Annotated in this window: 15 protein-coding genes; 7 read left to right on the plus strand and 8 right to left on the minus strand. The window is 65.2% G+C overall.

Going from position 1 to position 13,884, the window contains the following annotated elements; genetic code table 11:
• Nucleotides 1-15: 15 nt before the first annotated feature.
• The 5 genes from L1O02_RS12120 to L1O02_RS12135 form a co-directional block, all read right to left on the minus strand.
• Entirely contained in the window at nucleotides 16-171 is a 156-nt protein-coding gene (locus L1O02_RS12120) for a DUF2474 domain-containing protein (RefSeq protein WP_235759968.1), read from the minus strand.
• Nucleotides 164-295 carry a hypothetical protein gene (locus L1O02_RS31110; protein WP_258230369.1) on the minus strand — a complete coding sequence of 44 codons (132 nt, stop codon included), beginning with the start codon at nucleotides 293-295 and terminating at the stop codon, nucleotides 164-166. Before L1O02_RS31110 ends, L1O02_RS12120 begins: the two co-directional genes overlap by 8 nt.
• Nucleotides 282-1,298 (minus strand): cytochrome d ubiquinol oxidase subunit II, encoded by a 1,017-nt coding sequence (gene cydB, locus L1O02_RS12125; protein ID WP_060844037.1) that lies wholly within the window; start codon nucleotides 1,296-1,298, stop codon nucleotides 282-284. The genes L1O02_RS31110 and cydB overlap by 14 nt, the downstream gene beginning before the upstream one ends.
• Nucleotides 1,299-1,314: 16 nt before the next feature.
• Nucleotides 1,315-2,736, minus strand: coding sequence for a cytochrome ubiquinol oxidase subunit I (locus L1O02_RS12130; RefSeq protein WP_235759969.1), 1,422 nt, complete (start codon nucleotides 2,734-2,736; stop codon nucleotides 1,315-1,317).
• 127 nt (nucleotides 2,737-2,863) lie between these two features.
• Nucleotides 2,864-5,188: an FdhF/YdeP family oxidoreductase gene (locus tag L1O02_RS12135; protein WP_060840028.1), complete on the minus strand. Its 2,325-nt coding sequence runs from the start codon at nucleotides 5,186-5,188 to the stop codon at nucleotides 2,864-2,866.
• Nucleotides 5,189-5,645: 457 nt separating this feature from the next.
• Between L1O02_RS12135 and moaA the strand changes: the two genes are divergently transcribed.
• From moaA to moaE, 5 genes are read left to right on the plus strand one after another with little or no spacing between them, the layout of a single operon-like run.
• Nucleotides 5,646-6,644 (plus strand): GTP 3',8-cyclase MoaA, encoded by a 999-nt coding sequence (gene moaA, locus L1O02_RS12140; protein WP_060844035.1) that lies wholly within the window; start codon nucleotides 5,646-5,648, stop codon nucleotides 6,642-6,644.
• Nucleotides 6,645-6,689: 45 nt separating this feature from the next.
• Entirely contained in the window at nucleotides 6,690-7,589 is a 900-nt protein-coding gene (locus L1O02_RS12145; RefSeq protein ID WP_235759970.1) for a bestrophin family protein, read from the plus strand.
• Nucleotides 7,590-7,615: 26 nt separating this feature from the next.
• The gene (gene moaC, locus L1O02_RS12150) at nucleotides 7,616-8,098 is read left to right on the plus strand and encodes a cyclic pyranopterin monophosphate synthase MoaC (RefSeq protein WP_060840025.1); all 483 of its coding nucleotides are present in this window, start codon (nucleotides 7,616-7,618) and stop codon (nucleotides 8,096-8,098) included.
• Nucleotides 8,095-8,346: a MoaD/ThiS family protein gene (locus L1O02_RS12155; RefSeq protein WP_235759971.1), complete on the plus strand. Its 252-nt coding sequence runs from the start codon at nucleotides 8,095-8,097 to the stop codon at nucleotides 8,344-8,346. The genes moaC and L1O02_RS12155 overlap by 4 nt, the downstream gene beginning before the upstream one ends.
• Nucleotides 8,347-8,349: 3 nt before the next feature.
• The gene (gene moaE / locus L1O02_RS12160) at nucleotides 8,350-8,796 is read left to right on the plus strand and encodes a molybdopterin synthase catalytic subunit MoaE (protein WP_108545634.1); all 447 of its coding nucleotides are present in this window, start codon (nucleotides 8,350-8,352) and stop codon (nucleotides 8,794-8,796) included.
• A gap of 514 nt (nucleotides 8,797-9,310) precedes the next feature.
• Here moaE and fdhD read toward each other — a convergent pair.
• The 3 genes from fdhD to mobA all read right to left on the minus strand — a co-directional run bounded on the left by fdhD (nucleotide 9,311) and on the right by mobA (nucleotide 11,812).
• Nucleotides 9,311-10,138, minus strand: coding sequence for a formate dehydrogenase accessory sulfurtransferase FdhD (gene fdhD, locus L1O02_RS12165; protein ID WP_129405740.1), 828 nt, complete (start codon nucleotides 10,136-10,138; stop codon nucleotides 9,311-9,313).
• A gap of 56 nt (nucleotides 10,139-10,194) precedes the next feature.
• The gene (locus L1O02_RS12170; RefSeq protein ID WP_060840021.1) at nucleotides 10,195-11,085 is read right to left on the minus strand and encodes a LysR family transcriptional regulator; all 891 of its coding nucleotides are present in this window, start codon (nucleotides 11,083-11,085) and stop codon (nucleotides 10,195-10,197) included.
• 109 nt (nucleotides 11,086-11,194) lie between these two features.
• A complete protein-coding gene (mobA, locus tag L1O02_RS12175; protein ID WP_206736601.1) occupies nucleotides 11,195-11,812 on the minus strand; it encodes a molybdenum cofactor guanylyltransferase MobA in 618 nt (205 codons plus the stop codon).
• A gap of 224 nt (nucleotides 11,813-12,036) precedes the next feature.
• On the opposite strand from mobA, the gene moaB reads away from it, so the two are divergent.
• Nucleotides 12,037-12,576, plus strand: a complete 540-nt coding sequence (gene moaB, locus L1O02_RS12180; RefSeq protein WP_235759972.1) for a molybdenum cofactor biosynthesis protein B — start codon at nucleotides 12,037-12,039, stop codon at nucleotides 12,574-12,576.
• Nucleotides 12,573-13,778 (plus strand): gephyrin-like molybdotransferase Glp, encoded by a 1,206-nt coding sequence (glp, locus tag L1O02_RS12185; protein ID WP_129405739.1) that lies wholly within the window; start codon nucleotides 12,573-12,575, stop codon nucleotides 13,776-13,778. Before moaB ends, glp begins: the two co-directional genes overlap by 4 nt.
• The last annotated feature ends 106 nt before the right edge of the window (nucleotides 13,779-13,884 follow it).

The raw sequence follows: 13,884 nt of genomic DNA on the forward strand, positions 1-13,884 counted from the left end.
GGGGACCGGCAATTATCAGTGGCTGTGCATACCGGCGGCCTGCATCAGCAGGCGCAGCAGGCCCGCCACCAGCCCCAGGCCGATGACGCTGGCCAGCCAGATGCCGAGCATCCACAGCAGGCGCTGCCAGCCGGGTGCCGGTTGCGTGGGGGGTGTGGTGAGTTTATCCATGGGCCAGCTCCAGCATCAGTGCGCCGCTGCAGGCGAGCATCAGCAGGGCGCCGATGAACAGCAGGCTCAGTTGCGCCACCGTCCTGTGCCAGGGCAGGGGCTTTGCCCGATCAATGGTAGCCATCGCCAATCCTCACTTTGCCGCGGAACACGTAGTAGCTCCAGCAGGTGTACATCAGGATGATCGGCAGGATGAACAGGGTGCCGATCAGGATGAACAGCTGGCTGGTCAGGGGCGATGCCGCGTCCCACAGACTGATGGACGGCGGCACGATGTTCGGCCAGATGCTGAACGCCAGGCCGATGTAGCCGAGGAACACCAGCACCAGGGTGAACACGAACGGCCAGTGGGAATGATGCTGGCGCAAGGTCCCCAGCAGCCCGCACAACGCCAGCAGGCCCAGCACCGCCAACGCACCGAAGATCACGATATGGGCATGGCTGAACCAGCGGGTGGCGATGTCCGGGTGCAGCACCGGGGTCCAGACGCAGAGCACCGCCACCACCGCCATCAGCGCGAACGCCAGGGGCCGGGTGTAGTGGCGCATGCGCGCTTCGAGCATGCCCTCGGTCTTGACCAGCAACCAGGTGCTGCCCAGCAGCGCGTAGGCCACGATCAGCCCCAGGCCGCAAAACAGCGGGAAGGGCGCCAGCCAGTCCAGGGCGCCGCCGGCGAACTGCCGGTTGAGCACCGGGATGCCGGAAATGTAGGTGCCGATCACGATGCCCTGGCACAGGGTCGCCAGCAGCGAGCCGCCGATAAAGGCCCAGTCCCAGACGTGCCGCCGCTCGGGGCTGGCCTTGAAGCGGAACTCGAAGGCCACGCCACGGAAGATCAGCCCCGCCAGCATGAAGATCAGCGGCAGGTACAGGGCTTCGAGGATCACCGAATAGGCCAGGGGGAAGGCCCCATACAGCGCCGCGCCACCGAGGATCAGCCAGGTTTCGTTACCGTCCCAGACCGGGGCCACGGTGTTCATCATCACGTCCCGTTCCCGGGCGTCGGGGATCAGCGGGAAGAGAATCCCCAGCCCCAGGTCGAAGCCGTCCATGATCACGTACATCATCACCCCGAAGGCAATGATCACGCCCCAGATCAACGACAGGTCTATGCCTTGAATCGTCATGTCGATATCCCTTGTTTCAGTGGTGGTGGTCGCTGGACGCAAAGGTCTCGGCGATCGCGGACAGCGGACGGCGCGGGGTCGGCTCCTGGCCGGCAGGGCCGCTCGGCGGATGCTCGTGATGGGGCTGCGGGCCCTTGCGCACCAGCTTCATCATGTAGCCGATGCCCACCGCGAACACCGAGAAGTAGATCGCCACGAACAGCGCCAGAGAGATGCTCAACTGCGCCACGCTGTGGTTGGACGCGGCGTCGCTGGTGCGCAGCAGGCCGTACACCACCCAGGGCTGGCGCCCGACTTCGGTGGTGATCCAGCCCGCCAGCAGAGCGATCAGGCCACTGGGGCCCATCCACAGCACCAGGCGCAGGAACAGGCGGTTGCGGTACAGCGCGCCGTTGCGCCGCAGCAGCAGGCCCAGCGCCCCGGTGAGGATCATCAACATGCCCAGCCCGGCCATGATGCGGAAGCTGAAGAACACGATGGCCGAGTTGGGCCGGTCTTCCCTGGGGAAGCTCTTGAGCGCGGGGATCTGCTTGTCCAGGCTGTGGGTCAGGATCAGGCTGCCCAAGTAGGGCACTTCCACGGCGTAGTCGGTTTTCTCCGTGTCCATGTTGGGAATGCCGAACAGCACCAGGGGCGACGGCTCGTTGCCGTGGTTTTCCCAGTGGCCTTCGATGGCGGCGATCTTCGCCGGTTGATGTTCCAGGGTATTGAGGCCATGGGCGTCACCGACCACCGCCTGGATCGGCGCCACGATCAGCGCCATCCACAGCGCCATCGACAGCATCTTGCGCACCGGCGGCGTGTTATTGCCCCGCAGCAGGTGCCAGGCGGCGCTGGAGCCGACGAAGAACGCCGTGGCGACAAAGGCGGCGATCGCCATGTGCATCAGGCGGAAGGGGAACGACGGGTTGAACACGATCGCCAGCCAGTCCATGGGCATGATCCGCCCGTCGACGATGGAGAAGCCCTGGGGCGTCTGCATCCAGCTGTTGGAGGCGAGGATCCAGAAGGTCGAGATCAGGGTGCCGATGGCCACCATCACCGTGGCGAAGAAGTGCAGCCCGCGGCCGACCCGGTTCCAGCCGAACAGCATGACCCCGAGAAAGCCCGCCTCCAGGAAGAACGCGGTCAGCACCTCGTAGGTCAGCAAGGGCCCGGTGATGCTTCCGGCAAAGTCCGAGAAGCGGCTCCAGTTGGTGCCGAATTCATAGGCCATGACCAGGCCGGAGACCACGCCCATGCCGAAGTTGACGGCGAAGATCTTCGACCAGAAGTGATACAGGTCCTTGTAGGTGTTGTTGTAGGTCTTGAGCCACAACCCTTCGAGCACTGCCAGGAAACTGGCCAGGCCGATGGTGATGGCGGGAAAGATGATGTGGAACGAGACCGTGAACGCAAACTGGATGCGTGCCAGGTCGAGCGCCTGTAGATGAAACATGACGAAACCCTCGTGATGGCTGGGGGCCCGGGCAGGCGCCGGCCGCCGCCGTGAACCAGGGTTCGCGGCGTACGGCAGAAGGCTGCGCGGGGCAGGCTGGAGCGGCGCCTTGGCCGCCCCGGCCGGGTCAAGCGCTGACGGACTGGATCAGGTTGCTGGCCGCCGCCGGCTCCAGGCGGATGGCGATGAACTTGGACGTCGGCGTATAGGTGCGGTCGCCATAGCTCTCCAGGGGCACCAGGGGGTTGGTCTCCGGGTAGTAGGCGGCGGATTGGCCGGCGGGAATGTCGTAGGCGATCAGGGTGAAACCGCTGACCCGACGCTCGCGACCGTCATCCCACAGCGAGACGATGTCGACCTTCTGCCCCGGTTCGAAGCCCAGCTGGCGAATGTCCTGCTCGTTGGCGAACAGCACCTCGCGCATGCCGTAGACCCCGCGATAGCGGTCGTCCAGGCCATACAGGGTGGTGTTGTACTGGTCGTGGGAACGCATGGTCTGCAGGATCAGGTCCGGCTTGACCTTGAGCTTGCGCACCCCGGCGCTGACCAGGTGCTCCGGCAGCACGCTGGGAATGAAGCGCGCCTTGCCGGTGGCGGTGTTCCAGCGCCGCTGGCTGGCGTCGTTGCCCAGGTGGAAGCCGCCGGGGTTCAGCAGTTTGAGATTGAAGTCCTCGAACCCGGGGATGGTGTCGGCGATCAGGTCGCGGATGCGCCCGTAGTCTTCGATCACCCACAGCCAGTCGATGGGGTGACGGCCCAGGGTGGCGTTGGCAATGCCGGCGATGATCGCCGGTTCCGAGCGCAGGTGCGGCGACTTGGGTTTCAGCTGGCCGTGGGAGATGTGCACCATGCTGAAGGTGTCTTCCACGGTGATGCCTTGCGGGCCGTTGGCCTGGATATCGATATCGGTACGACCCAGGCACGGCAGGATCAGCGCCTCGCGCCCGGTCACCAGGTGGCTGCGGTTGAGCTTGGTGGCGATGTGCACGGTGAGCTCGCAGTTGCGCAGGGCGGCGTGGGTCCGCGGGGTGTCCGGGGTGGCCTGGGCGAAGTTGCCGCCCAGGCCGATGAACACCTTGGCCCGGCCCTGTTCCATGGCCGAAATCGCCATCACCGTGTTGTGCCCGTGCTCCCGTGGTGGCTTGAAGCCAAAGCGCGCCTCCAGGGCATCGAGCAGCTCGCTGGGCGCCAGTTCGTTGATGCCCATGGTGCGGTCGCCCTGCACGTTGCTGTGGCCGCGCACCGGCGACAGGCCGGCGCCGGGGCGGCCGATGTTGCCCCGCAGCAACAGCACGTTGATCACTTCCTGGATGGTCGGCACCGAGTGGGTGTGCTGGGTCAAGCCCATGGCCCAGCACATGATGGTGCGCTTGGCCTTGCGGTACATGCGCGCCGCCAGTTCGATGTCGGCCATGCTCAGGCCGGACTGTTCGAGGATATGGTTCCAGGACGTGGCATCGACCTCGGCCAGGTAACTGTCCAGCCCCGAGGTGTGTTCGGCGATGAAGGCCCGATCGAACACTGGCTCGCCGTTGTTGGCCAGGGCTTCGCGCTCCCAGCGCAGGAGGAACTTGGCGATGCCGCGAAAGGCCGCCATGTCGCCGCCCAGGGCCGGACGGAAGTAGGCCGAGGAGGTGGGTTCGGAGCCGTTGGTGAGCATCTCCAGCGGGTGTTGCGGATGCTGGAAGCGTTCCAGCCCGCGCTCTTTGAGCGGGTTGAAGCAGATCACCTGGGCCCCGCGCTTCACCGCTTCGCGCAGGGGTTCGAGCATCCGTGGGTGGTTGGTGCCGGGGTTCTGGCCGATGACGAAGATCGCGTCGGCTTCTTCCAGGTCATGGAACACCACGGTGCCCTTGCCCACGCCAACGCTTTCGAACATGCCCACGGCGCTGGCCTCGTGGCACATGTTCGAGCAGTCGGGAAAGTTGTTGGTGCCATAGGCGCGCACGAACAGCTGGTACAGGTAGGCCGCTTCGTTGCTGGCCCGGCCCGAGGTGTAGAACTCCGCCTGGTTCGGCGAGTCCAGGCCCTTGAGGTGGCTGGCGATCAGCTCGAAGGCTTGGTCCCAGGTGGTTTCCACGTAGCGGTCCTGGGTGGCGTCGTAGCGCATCGGGTGGGTCAGGCGGCCCTGGTATTCAAGCCAGTAGTCGCTCTGCGCGGCCAGGGCCGATACCGTGTACTTGTTGAAGAACGCCGGGTTGACCAGGCGCCCGGTGGCTTCCCAGTTGACCGCCTTGGCGCCGTTCTCGCAGAACTTGACCATGCCGTTTTCCGGCGACTCGCCCCAGGCGCAGCCCGGGCAGTCGAAGCCGCCGTTCTGGTTGGTCTTGAGCATGGCGCGGATGTTCTTGAAGGCGTTCTCGCTGCCCAGCCAGTTCCTGGTCACCGCGATCAGTGCCCCCCAACCGGCGGCCGCCCCCTTGTAGGGTTTATATCGATCAACTTCGCTCATGATATTTCTCCAATACAGCGCACGCAGGCAACCGCCCGACAAATAATCGATGTCAGTGATTGTTTAACTGCACAGGCTAAATGCGGTTTTGTGGTGAAGCCGTTTAAGTTCGGACTGCTTGGGGCAACGGAATCACTTATAGGGCCCGTTTCATGGGCCGCGAATAAAGCCTATTCGGCGCCTGTGTCGGCTGTCTAATCGCAATTAATGACCGGTTGATCGAAAGCCTCTATCAAGTCTTTAATTCATTAAAAATCAACGATTTATCTTGTTGTTTGAATGCCGGTAAAGGGTGCTTTTGCCGCTGATAGATTGCATTGATCAATCGGTTGTTAATAGCGATTGGACGCCACTTTTAATCACTCTTAGTCTTGTCGCCAACAACTTGTCCAATGGCCGTTAATGGACAAAAACTGCAACTAAGACCCCAGGGTCGTAACCGTCGACAGAGGCTGTGATGTCAGATCAAGTATTGGTGGATGGCTTTGCCCGACGGATCGACTACTTGCGCATGTCGGTGACCGACCGCTGCGACTTCCGCTGCGTGTATTGCATGGCCGAGGACATGCAGTTCCTGCCGCGCCAACGCATCCTGACCCTGGAGGAGCTGTACCAGCTGGCCGCGGGTTTCGTCGCCCTGGGTACACGCAAGATCCGCCTCACCGGTGGCGAGCCATTGATCCGTCCTGGGGTGGTGCAATTGTGTCAGCGCATCGGGCAATTGCCCGGGTTGCGGGAGCTGTGCCTGACCACCAACGGCTCGCAGCTGGGCAAGCTCGCCGCGCCGTTGTTCGAGGCCGGGGTCAAGCGCCTCAACATCAGCCTCGACAGCCTCGACCCGGGGCTGTTTCGCCAGCTGACCCGCACCGGCGAACTGAGCCAGGTGATCGCCGGCATCGACGCGGCGATCGCTGCGGGCTTTGCGCGCACCAAACTCAATTGCGTGGTGATGAAAGGCCGCAACGACCGCGAGATCAACGAGCTGGTGGCCTTTGCCATCGACCGCGGCCTGGACATCTCGTTTATCGAGGAGATGCCCCTGGGCAGCATCAGCGAGCACAGTCGTCGCGACGCGTTCTTTTCCAGTGCCCAGGTCCGCGAGCGGATCGCCGAGCGCTACACCCTGATGGAGTCCGCCGAGTCGACCCAGGGCCCGTCGCGCTACTGGCGCCTGGCCGAGGCGCCGCAGATCCGCCTGGGCTTCATCTCGCCCCACAGCCACAACTTCTGCGGCACCTGCAACCGTGTCCGGCTGACGGTGGAAGGGCGCTTGCTGTTGTGCCTGGGCAACGAGCACTCGGTGGACCTCAAGGCCGTGCTGCGGGCCCATCCCGGTGACTCCGAGCGTTTGCAGCGGGCCATGGTCGAGGCGATGAAACTCAAACCCTACCGCCACCACTTCGAACTCAACGACGAGCTGCAAGTGGTGCGCTTTATGAACATGACCGGCGGTTGAAGCCCCGGTCTTTACCGCTTTCCTTCGTGCACAGGTTTCGCCGCGATGATCGTCCGATCCAAACCCAACCTGATCAGCGTGCTGATCTCCCTCAAGGGCTCGATTGCCAAGCGCATCGCCTTGCGCAGCCTGCTGGTGACCCTGCTGGCCTCGGCCATCGTGCTGATCGAGACCCTGCACCCGGCGTACTTTTCCAAGGTCAACGCCACGCCTTTCACCTTGCTCGGCCTGTCGCTGTCGATCTTCATGAGCTTTCGCAACAACGCCTGCTACGACCGTTGGTATGAGGCGCGCAAGGCCCTGGGCACGCTGGTCACCGAGGTGCGCTCGCTGATCCGCGAAACCCAGGTGCTGGAGGAGGCCGGGGCGCGCCGCGCGATCCTCGGCGACCTGTGCGGCTTTGCCCAGGCCCTCAAGGCCCGGCTGCGCCAGGAAGATGAACTGGGCGCTGCCGAAACCTGGCTCAGCCAGCTGCCGCCGGCCACCACCAGCAACCTGCCGGACAGCCTCCTGCGCCAGGTGGCGCGCCAGTGTTCGGAGCAGGCCCTGGCGGGCCGGATCAGCGAGTGGCGCTACCAGCAGCTGGCCAACCACCTGGCGGCGCTGACCGGCGCGCAAACCACCTGCGAGCGGATCAAGAGCACGCCGCTGCCGTTTCCCTACACCTTGCTGCTGCACCGCACCAGCTACATGTTCTGCATCCTCCTGCCCTTTGCCATGGCCGAGCCCCTGGGCTGGCTGACGCCGATTTTCACCGCCATCGTCAGCTACACCTTCTTCGGCCTGGACGCCATTGGCGACGAGCTGGAAGACCCCTTTGGCCACGACGAGAACGACCTGCCGCTGAACGCCATCGTGCGCAACATCGAGCGCGAGATCCTCGAGGCCCAGGGGGCCACCGAACTGCCGCCGGTGCTGTTGCCGGTGGACTATGTCCTGAGCTGAACCACTGTCCTTATCCGAGGTTGCACATGAACCCACTCACTCACCTGGATGCCCAGGGCCGGGCCAGCATGGTGGATGTCACCGCCAAACCGGCCACCGAACGCGAGGCCCAGGCCCGGGCCTGGGTGCGCATGCTCCCGGCCACCCTGCAGTTGATCCAGGACCAGGGGCACCCCAAGGGCGACGTGTTCGCCGTGGCGCGCATCGCCGCAATCATGGCGGCGAAGAAGACCCACGAACTGATCCCCCTGTGCCACCCGTTGCTGCTTAGCGGTATCCACGTCGAGCTGCAGGCGCTGCCGCCGGACCGAGTGCAGATCACCACCTGCTGCCGGCTCAACGGCGCCACCGGGGTCGAACTGGAAGCCATGACCGCCGCCAGCGTCGCGGCGCTGACGATCTACGACATGTGCAAGGCGGTGGACCGCGGCATGGTCATCGAGGGCCTGCACCTGCTGAGCAAGCAGGGCGGCAAATCAGGGGTTTTCATCGCAGGAGCAGCACAATGATTCTGGTCAACTACTTTGCCCGCTACCGCGAACAACTGGGCAGCGGCGGCGAGAAGCTGCCCCTGGACGCCGGCTTGCGCACCGTCGATGACCTGCGCCGGCGACTGATGGCCCGGGGTGAAACCTGGGCTGCGGTGCTGGGGGAGAACAGCCTGATGTGCGCGCTGAACCAGGATTTGTGCAAGCTCGACGCGCTGATCGAGGACTTCGATGAAATCGCCTTCTTTCCCCAAGTGACCGGGGGCTGAGGCATGGGCATTCAGGTGCAGACCCAGGCCTTCAACCTGGATCAACTCACTGCCGGCCTGCAGGCCGGCGACTCCAGTGTCGGCGGCGTGGTGACCTTCGTTGGCTATGTGCGCGATCTCAACCTCGGTGACTCGGTGCAGAGCCTGTTCCTGGAGCACTACCCGGGCATGACCGAGCGCTCGCTGCAGGGCATCGTGCAACAGGCCCAGGCGCGCTGGCCGCTGAACCGGGTGCGCCTGGTGCATCGGGTAGGGTTGCTGCAGGTGGGCGAGCCCATCGTCTTCGTCGGCGTGGCCAGCGCCCACCGCCAAGCGGCGTTCGAGGCCTGCGCCTTCATCATGGATTACCTCAAGACCCGCGCACCGTTCTGGAAGCGCGAAGTCACCCCCAGCGGCGAACGCTGGATCGACGGGCGCGAGAGCGACCGGCAGGCGGCCGAACGTTGGTAATCGTTTGCATCGCTTCTTGTGGCGAGGGACTCACACCGAGTGCGATGTCGAAAGGCTTTTTTGTGGTGAGGGCGCTCGCTCCCGTTGGAAGGCGCAGCCTTCCCAAGGCCTGAATCCGCGGCCTGTCAGCTGGATCGCGGATTCAGGTTCTGCGGCCGCTGCGCGCCCGATCGGGAGCAAGCTCCCTCGCCACGCTGGGGGGCTTACACCGAGTGCGATGTCGAAAAGCTTTTTTGTGGCGAGGAAGCTCGCTCCCGTTGGAAGGCGCAGCCTTTCCAAGCCCTGAGTCCGCGGCCTGTCAGCTGGATCGCGGATTCAGGTTCTGCGGCCGCTGCGCGCCCGATCGGGAGCAAGCTCCCTCGCCACGCTGGGGGACTTACACCGAGGGCGATGTCGAAAAGCTTTTTTGTGGCGAGGGAGCTCGCTCCCGTTGGAAGGCGCAGCCTTCCCAAGGCCTGAATCCGCGGTCTATCAGCTAGATCACAGATTCAGGTTTTGAGCCACCGAGGGGGATTCAGATCGGGCTGTAGATCCGCGGGGCATTGCGGTGGGGCACGTGGATCAGGTTCAGGTGGTGCTTGTTGGCCCATTGCACGGTCAGTGCGGTGGGCGCAGAGAGGCTGACCAGGGTGCCGAGGCGGGCGCGCACCGCCTTGTGGATCAGCTCCAGGCTGCAGCGGCTGGTGACCACGGTGAAACCCTGGCGGCCATCGATCCCGGCGTTCAGCAGGGCGCCGATCAGCTTGTCCAGGGCGTTGTGGCGGCCGATGTCTTCCTGGCACAGGCGCACCTCGCCCTGTTCGTCGAAGTACAGCGCCGCATGCAAGGCGCCGCTGCTGCGGGCCATGTGCTGGGCCTGTTCGATGCGCTCGCGCAGGCCCTGCAGGTGTTCGGCGGGGGGCAGGGGCGAAGGTTCGAGTATCTGCAGTTGCGGCAGCGCCTGTTCCAGGGCCTCCACGCCGCATAACCCGCAGCCGCTGGTCCCGGCCATCTGCCGGCGATGGTCCTTGAGGGCCCAGAAGGCCCGGCTGGAAATCTGCACATCGGCCTGGCAGGCCTGGGGAAAGTGGCTCAGGCGGATGTCGTAGATTTCGCTGAGGTCGCCGACGATGTCGTTGGTGATGCTGAAGCCGCGAATGAAGTCTTCCAGGTTGCCGGGGGACACCATCATCACCGCCTGGCTCAGGCCGTTGTAGGTGATCGCCAGGGCGATCTCGGCGGCCAGCGGCGCCTCGGCCAGCACCCCGTCGGGGCTGTACTCGCGATAGGCCACGCGCTGCGGCGCCGGCGCCGGCGCATTGGCTTCGGGTTGTTGCTGCGTTTGTTCGATCCGGCAAACCATGACCACACCTCGATACAGTCGATTCGCCCGGGCCATGGGCGGCCCGGGGCATGCATTCAGTCTTTGAGCGCAAACAGCTTCCTGGCTTCGGCGAAGCACTTTTCGGCAATCGCCGAGCGCGGTTCGGTCTTGCGCATCACCAGGCCCAGGGGCGCCAGCACGCTGGCATCCGGCAGCTGGATAAAGGCCAGGTTGTCGATGGGCGAATCCAGGCCGCTGTCCAGGGGCATGATCGAGCAGCAGAAGCCCTCGTGGATCGCCTGGAACAGCTGGTAGGTGGAATCGCTTTCCAGGATCGGCGTCGGGTTCAGGCCGCGGCTGCGAAAGCTCAGGTCGATGGACTTGCGATAGTGCATGCCGGTGCTGAGCATGCCCAGGGGCAGCTCGGCGGCGTCTTCCCAGCTCATTTCGCTGCCTTCGAAATGAAAGTGCCGGGTGTCGTAGAGCAGGCCGACCCGGGTCTCGCCGATCTCGAAGAAGTCCAGGTAGTTGGGGTTGACGTGGTCCAGGTAGCAGACCCCGAGGTCCAGCTGGTTGTTGCCGATGTCCTCGATGATCCGGTCGGAGCTGGCGGACGACAGGCTGAACTTGAGCTCGGGAAAGCTCGCCGAGAGCTTCTGCACATAGCTGATGGGGTTGAAGCCGCTCAGCGGCACCAGGCCCAGGCGCAGGTTACCCACCAGTTGCCCGCGGCAGGCGGCGGCCTCGGCGAACAGCCCGTCATGGGCCGCCAGCAGGGTCTTGGCCCAGGCCAGGACCCGCTCGCCGGCCTCGGTGAAGCCTTCGAAGCGCTGGCCGCGGGTCACCAGGATCAGGTCCAGCTCGTCCTCCAGGTTGCGCAGGCGCATGGACAGGGTCGGCTGGGTAATGTGGCAGCGCGCGGCAGCCTGGCCGAAGTGCCGGGTCTGCTCCAGGGCGATCAGAAACTTGAGTTGCTTGATGTCCACAATGGCACCTGTGGTGAAGGGAATCGGAGTCAGTATTAACGCAGGTGTCCGGTTCGTGGAAAGACGTTCAGTCTTCCCGGGCCGAACCCTCGGGGCACACCGTCGGCGTTCAGGCCACGGGCCCTTGGTCTGTTTCAGACAGTAGTTCAGGGGTGTTGAAGTTGCTCAGCCGCGGATCGTCGGCGGCGCAGGGCAAAGGTTTCAGGCCATGGGCGGCGAGGGCCCGCAGCAGGCTGCGCTCGCCGCGCTCCCAGGCGGCGCGCAAGCGGGCTGCCAGGGCCGTGGGTATCAGGCTGAACATGGGTTGCCACTGTCCGTCCTGCTGCACCATCAACGGGCTGAGGGGGTCCGCCGGGCGGGCATCCAGCAGCGCCTGGATCAGCGCGCCGTCGATCCGCGGCGCGTCGCAGGCCAGCACCAGCAGCCAGGGGTGCCGGGCCACTGCCAGGCCCGCCAGCACGCCGGCCATGGGGCCGGGAAAGTCTGCCTGCTCATCCGCCACCAGGCGATCGGCATAGGGCCGGTACTGCTCGGCGTTGCGGTTGCAGGAAATGATCAGGTCGTCGCTGAAGGGCCGCACCGTGGCCTGCACATGGGCAATCAAGGGCCGGCCCTGCCAGGTCACCAGGCCCTTGTCGCGACCGCCCATGCGCGAGCCGCGCCCTCCCGCCAGCAGCAGGATCGAGCAGGGCGGGGAGAGGGTCGGGGCAGGGCGGGTCGGGGTCATGGTCGGGTGCATATCCGGTGGGTGGCGCAACCATCGCATTGTCTTTCGAACGCGTCCAATCGCAAATGTTGAATGGCCGATCGATCCGGCTTATCGGCCGGGCCGCCGGGGCCCGGTGCCGATAGAGCGGATCGATAATCCGGTCAGCCAGAACGATTAGACAGCCGCGCTTTGGCGCCCTTAGCCTGAGCCCATGGTTTTTATCTTACCGGTCGGAGAATGACATGAGCGTGAAGTCGGATGCGTTGTTTGTACCCTTGAACATAGCCGTGCTGACAGTCAGCGATACCCGGGAGTACGCCACGGACACCTCCGGGCAACTGCTGGTCAGCCGCTTGCTGGAAGCCGGTCACACCCTGAGCGAGCGCAACCTGCTCAAGGACGACCTGTACAAGATCCGCGCCCGGGTGGCGGCCTGGATCGCCGACGAGCGCATCCAGGTGGTGCTGATCACCGGCGGCACCGGCTTCACCGGCCGCGACAGCACCCCGGAAGCCGTGAGCTGCCTGCTGGACAAGCACATCGACGGTTTCGGCGAGCTGTTCCGCGCCATCTCGATTCTCGATATCGGCACCTCCACGGTGCAGAGCCGTGCTTTGGCCGGGCTGGCCAACGGCACCCTGGTGTGCTGCCTGCCGGGCTCCACCGGGGCCTGCCGCACGGCCTGGGAAGGCATCCTCGCCGAGCAACTGGATGCCCGCCACCGGCCGTGCAATTTCGTGCCGCACCTCAAGCCGGTGCAGGCTTGCGAGTCGCGCGGATGAGCCAGGGTTCCCTGATGCCGCTGGAAGATGCATTGGCCAGCCTGCTGGCCATGGCCGATGCCCAGCGCCTGGCGGAGAGTGAAACCCTGGCCGTGGACAAAGCCCGGCAACGGGTGCTGGCCACTGACCTGGTGGCGACCCTGGACCTGCCGCCCTGGCCTAACAGCGCCATGGACGGTTACGCCCTCAACCTGCAGCACTGGGACGGCCAGCCACTGCCGGTGTCGCAGACGATCTTTGCCGGCCAGCCCGGCGATCCCTTGCAGCCGGGCAGCTGTGCGCGGATCTTCACCGGCGCGCCGCTGCCGGCCGGCGCCGATTGCGTGGAGATGCAGGAGAACGTCGAGCGGCAGGAGGATGGCCGGGTGCGCTTCACCCAGGCCCTGAAGCCGGGGCAGAACATTCGCCCCCAGGGCCAGGAAAACCGTGTCGGCCAGGTGCTGTTGCCGGCCGGCAAGCGCCTGGGGCCTTTCGAGCTGGCGCTGGCCGCGGCCCAGGGCTGCACCGAGCTGCAAGTGGTGCGCCGTCCGCGGGTGGCGTTGCTGTCCACCGGCGATGAGTTGCTGGAACCGGGCATGCCGATGCGCCCGGGTTGCATCTACAACAGCAACCGCACCTTGCTCCGCCACTGGCTCGACAGCCTGGGATGCGAGGTCATCGACGCCGGGATTCTGCCCGACCAGCCGCAGCAGACCCGGCTCAGGCTGGAACAGTTGCAGCATGGCGCGGACCTAATCCTGAGCACCGGCGGGGTCTCGGCGGGGGATGCCGATTGCCTGGGCCAGGTGCTGAGGAACAACGGCCGACCGCTGTTCTGGAAGCTCGCCATCAAACCCGGAAAACCGCTGACGGTGGGCCACTTCGGCCAGGTGCCGGTGATCGGCCTGCCGGGCAACCCGGCCTCGGCCCTGGTGACCTTCGGCCTGCTGGCCCGGGCCTACCTGTTGCGGATTCAAGGGGTGCAGGAGGTGGCGCCGCTGAGTGTCGCAGTGCCGGTGGCCTTCGCCTGGCCCAAGGCCGGCAGCCGCCGGGAATACCTGCGGGCGCGCCTGGAGCACGGCCGCGCCGTGCTCTATCCGAACCAGAGTTCCGGGGTGCTGTTGGGGGCCAGCTGGGCCGATGGCCTGGTGGAGGTGCTTGAGGGCCACACCCTGCAGGTGGGCGACTCGGCGCGTTTCATTCCCTTCAGCGAGCTGTTCTAGGCTCTGTGCGAAAAGTTTTGAGACGAAGGTCAGGCAAGGCGAAAACGCTCGAGGAACGGCCGGGGTCGCGTTCGACTTTACGGGTTGTCAATGAGCATTCCGATCG

The organism is Pseudomonas sp. BC42, assembly GCF_021560055.1.
Classification (GTDB): Bacteria; Pseudomonadota; Gammaproteobacteria; order Pseudomonadales; family Pseudomonadaceae; genus Aquipseudomonas.

What these genes read in the sequence shown, in the direction of transcription:
- L1O02_RS12120 (WP_235759968.1), bottom strand. Translation starts at nt 171, where the DNA reads ATGGATAAACTCACCACACCCCCCACGCAACCGGCACCCGGCTGGCAG.
- L1O02_RS31110 (WP_258230369.1), bottom strand. Translation starts at nt 295, where the DNA reads ATGGCTACCATTGATCGGGCAAAGCCCCTGCCCTGGCACAGGACGGTG.
- cydB (WP_060844037.1), bottom strand. Translation starts at nt 1,298, where the DNA reads ATGACGATTCAAGGCATAGACCTGTCGTTGATCTGGGGCGTGATCATT.
- L1O02_RS12130 (WP_235759969.1), bottom strand. Translation starts at nt 2,736, where the DNA reads ATGTTTCATCTACAGGCGCTCGACCTGGCACGCATCCAGTTTGCGTTC.
- L1O02_RS12135 (WP_060840028.1), bottom strand. Translation starts at nt 5,188, where the DNA reads ATGAGCGAAGTTGATCGATATAAACCCTACAAGGGGGCGGCCGCCGGT.
- moaA (WP_060844035.1), top strand. Translation starts at nt 5,646, where the DNA reads ATGTCAGATCAAGTATTGGTGGATGGCTTTGCCCGACGGATCGACTAC.
- L1O02_RS12145 (WP_235759970.1), top strand. Translation starts at nt 6,690, where the DNA reads ATGATCGTCCGATCCAAACCCAACCTGATCAGCGTGCTGATCTCCCTC.
- moaC (WP_060840025.1), top strand. Translation starts at nt 7,616, where the DNA reads ATGAACCCACTCACTCACCTGGATGCCCAGGGCCGGGCCAGCATGGTG.
- L1O02_RS12155 (WP_235759971.1), top strand. Translation starts at nt 8,095, where the DNA reads ATGATTCTGGTCAACTACTTTGCCCGCTACCGCGAACAACTGGGCAGC.
- moaE (WP_108545634.1), top strand. Translation starts at nt 8,350, where the DNA reads ATGGGCATTCAGGTGCAGACCCAGGCCTTCAACCTGGATCAACTCACT.
- fdhD (WP_129405740.1), bottom strand. Translation starts at nt 10,138, where the DNA reads ATGGTTTGCCGGATCGAACAAACGCAGCAACAACCCGAAGCCAATGCG.
- mobA (WP_206736601.1), bottom strand. Translation starts at nt 11,812, where the DNA reads ATGACCCCGACCCGCCCTGCCCCGACCCTCTCCCCGCCCTGCTCGATC.
- moaB (WP_235759972.1), top strand. Translation starts at nt 12,037, where the DNA reads ATGAGCGTGAAGTCGGATGCGTTGTTTGTACCCTTGAACATAGCCGTG.
- glp (WP_129405739.1), top strand. Translation starts at nt 12,573, where the DNA reads ATGAGCCAGGGTTCCCTGATGCCGCTGGAAGATGCATTGGCCAGCCTG.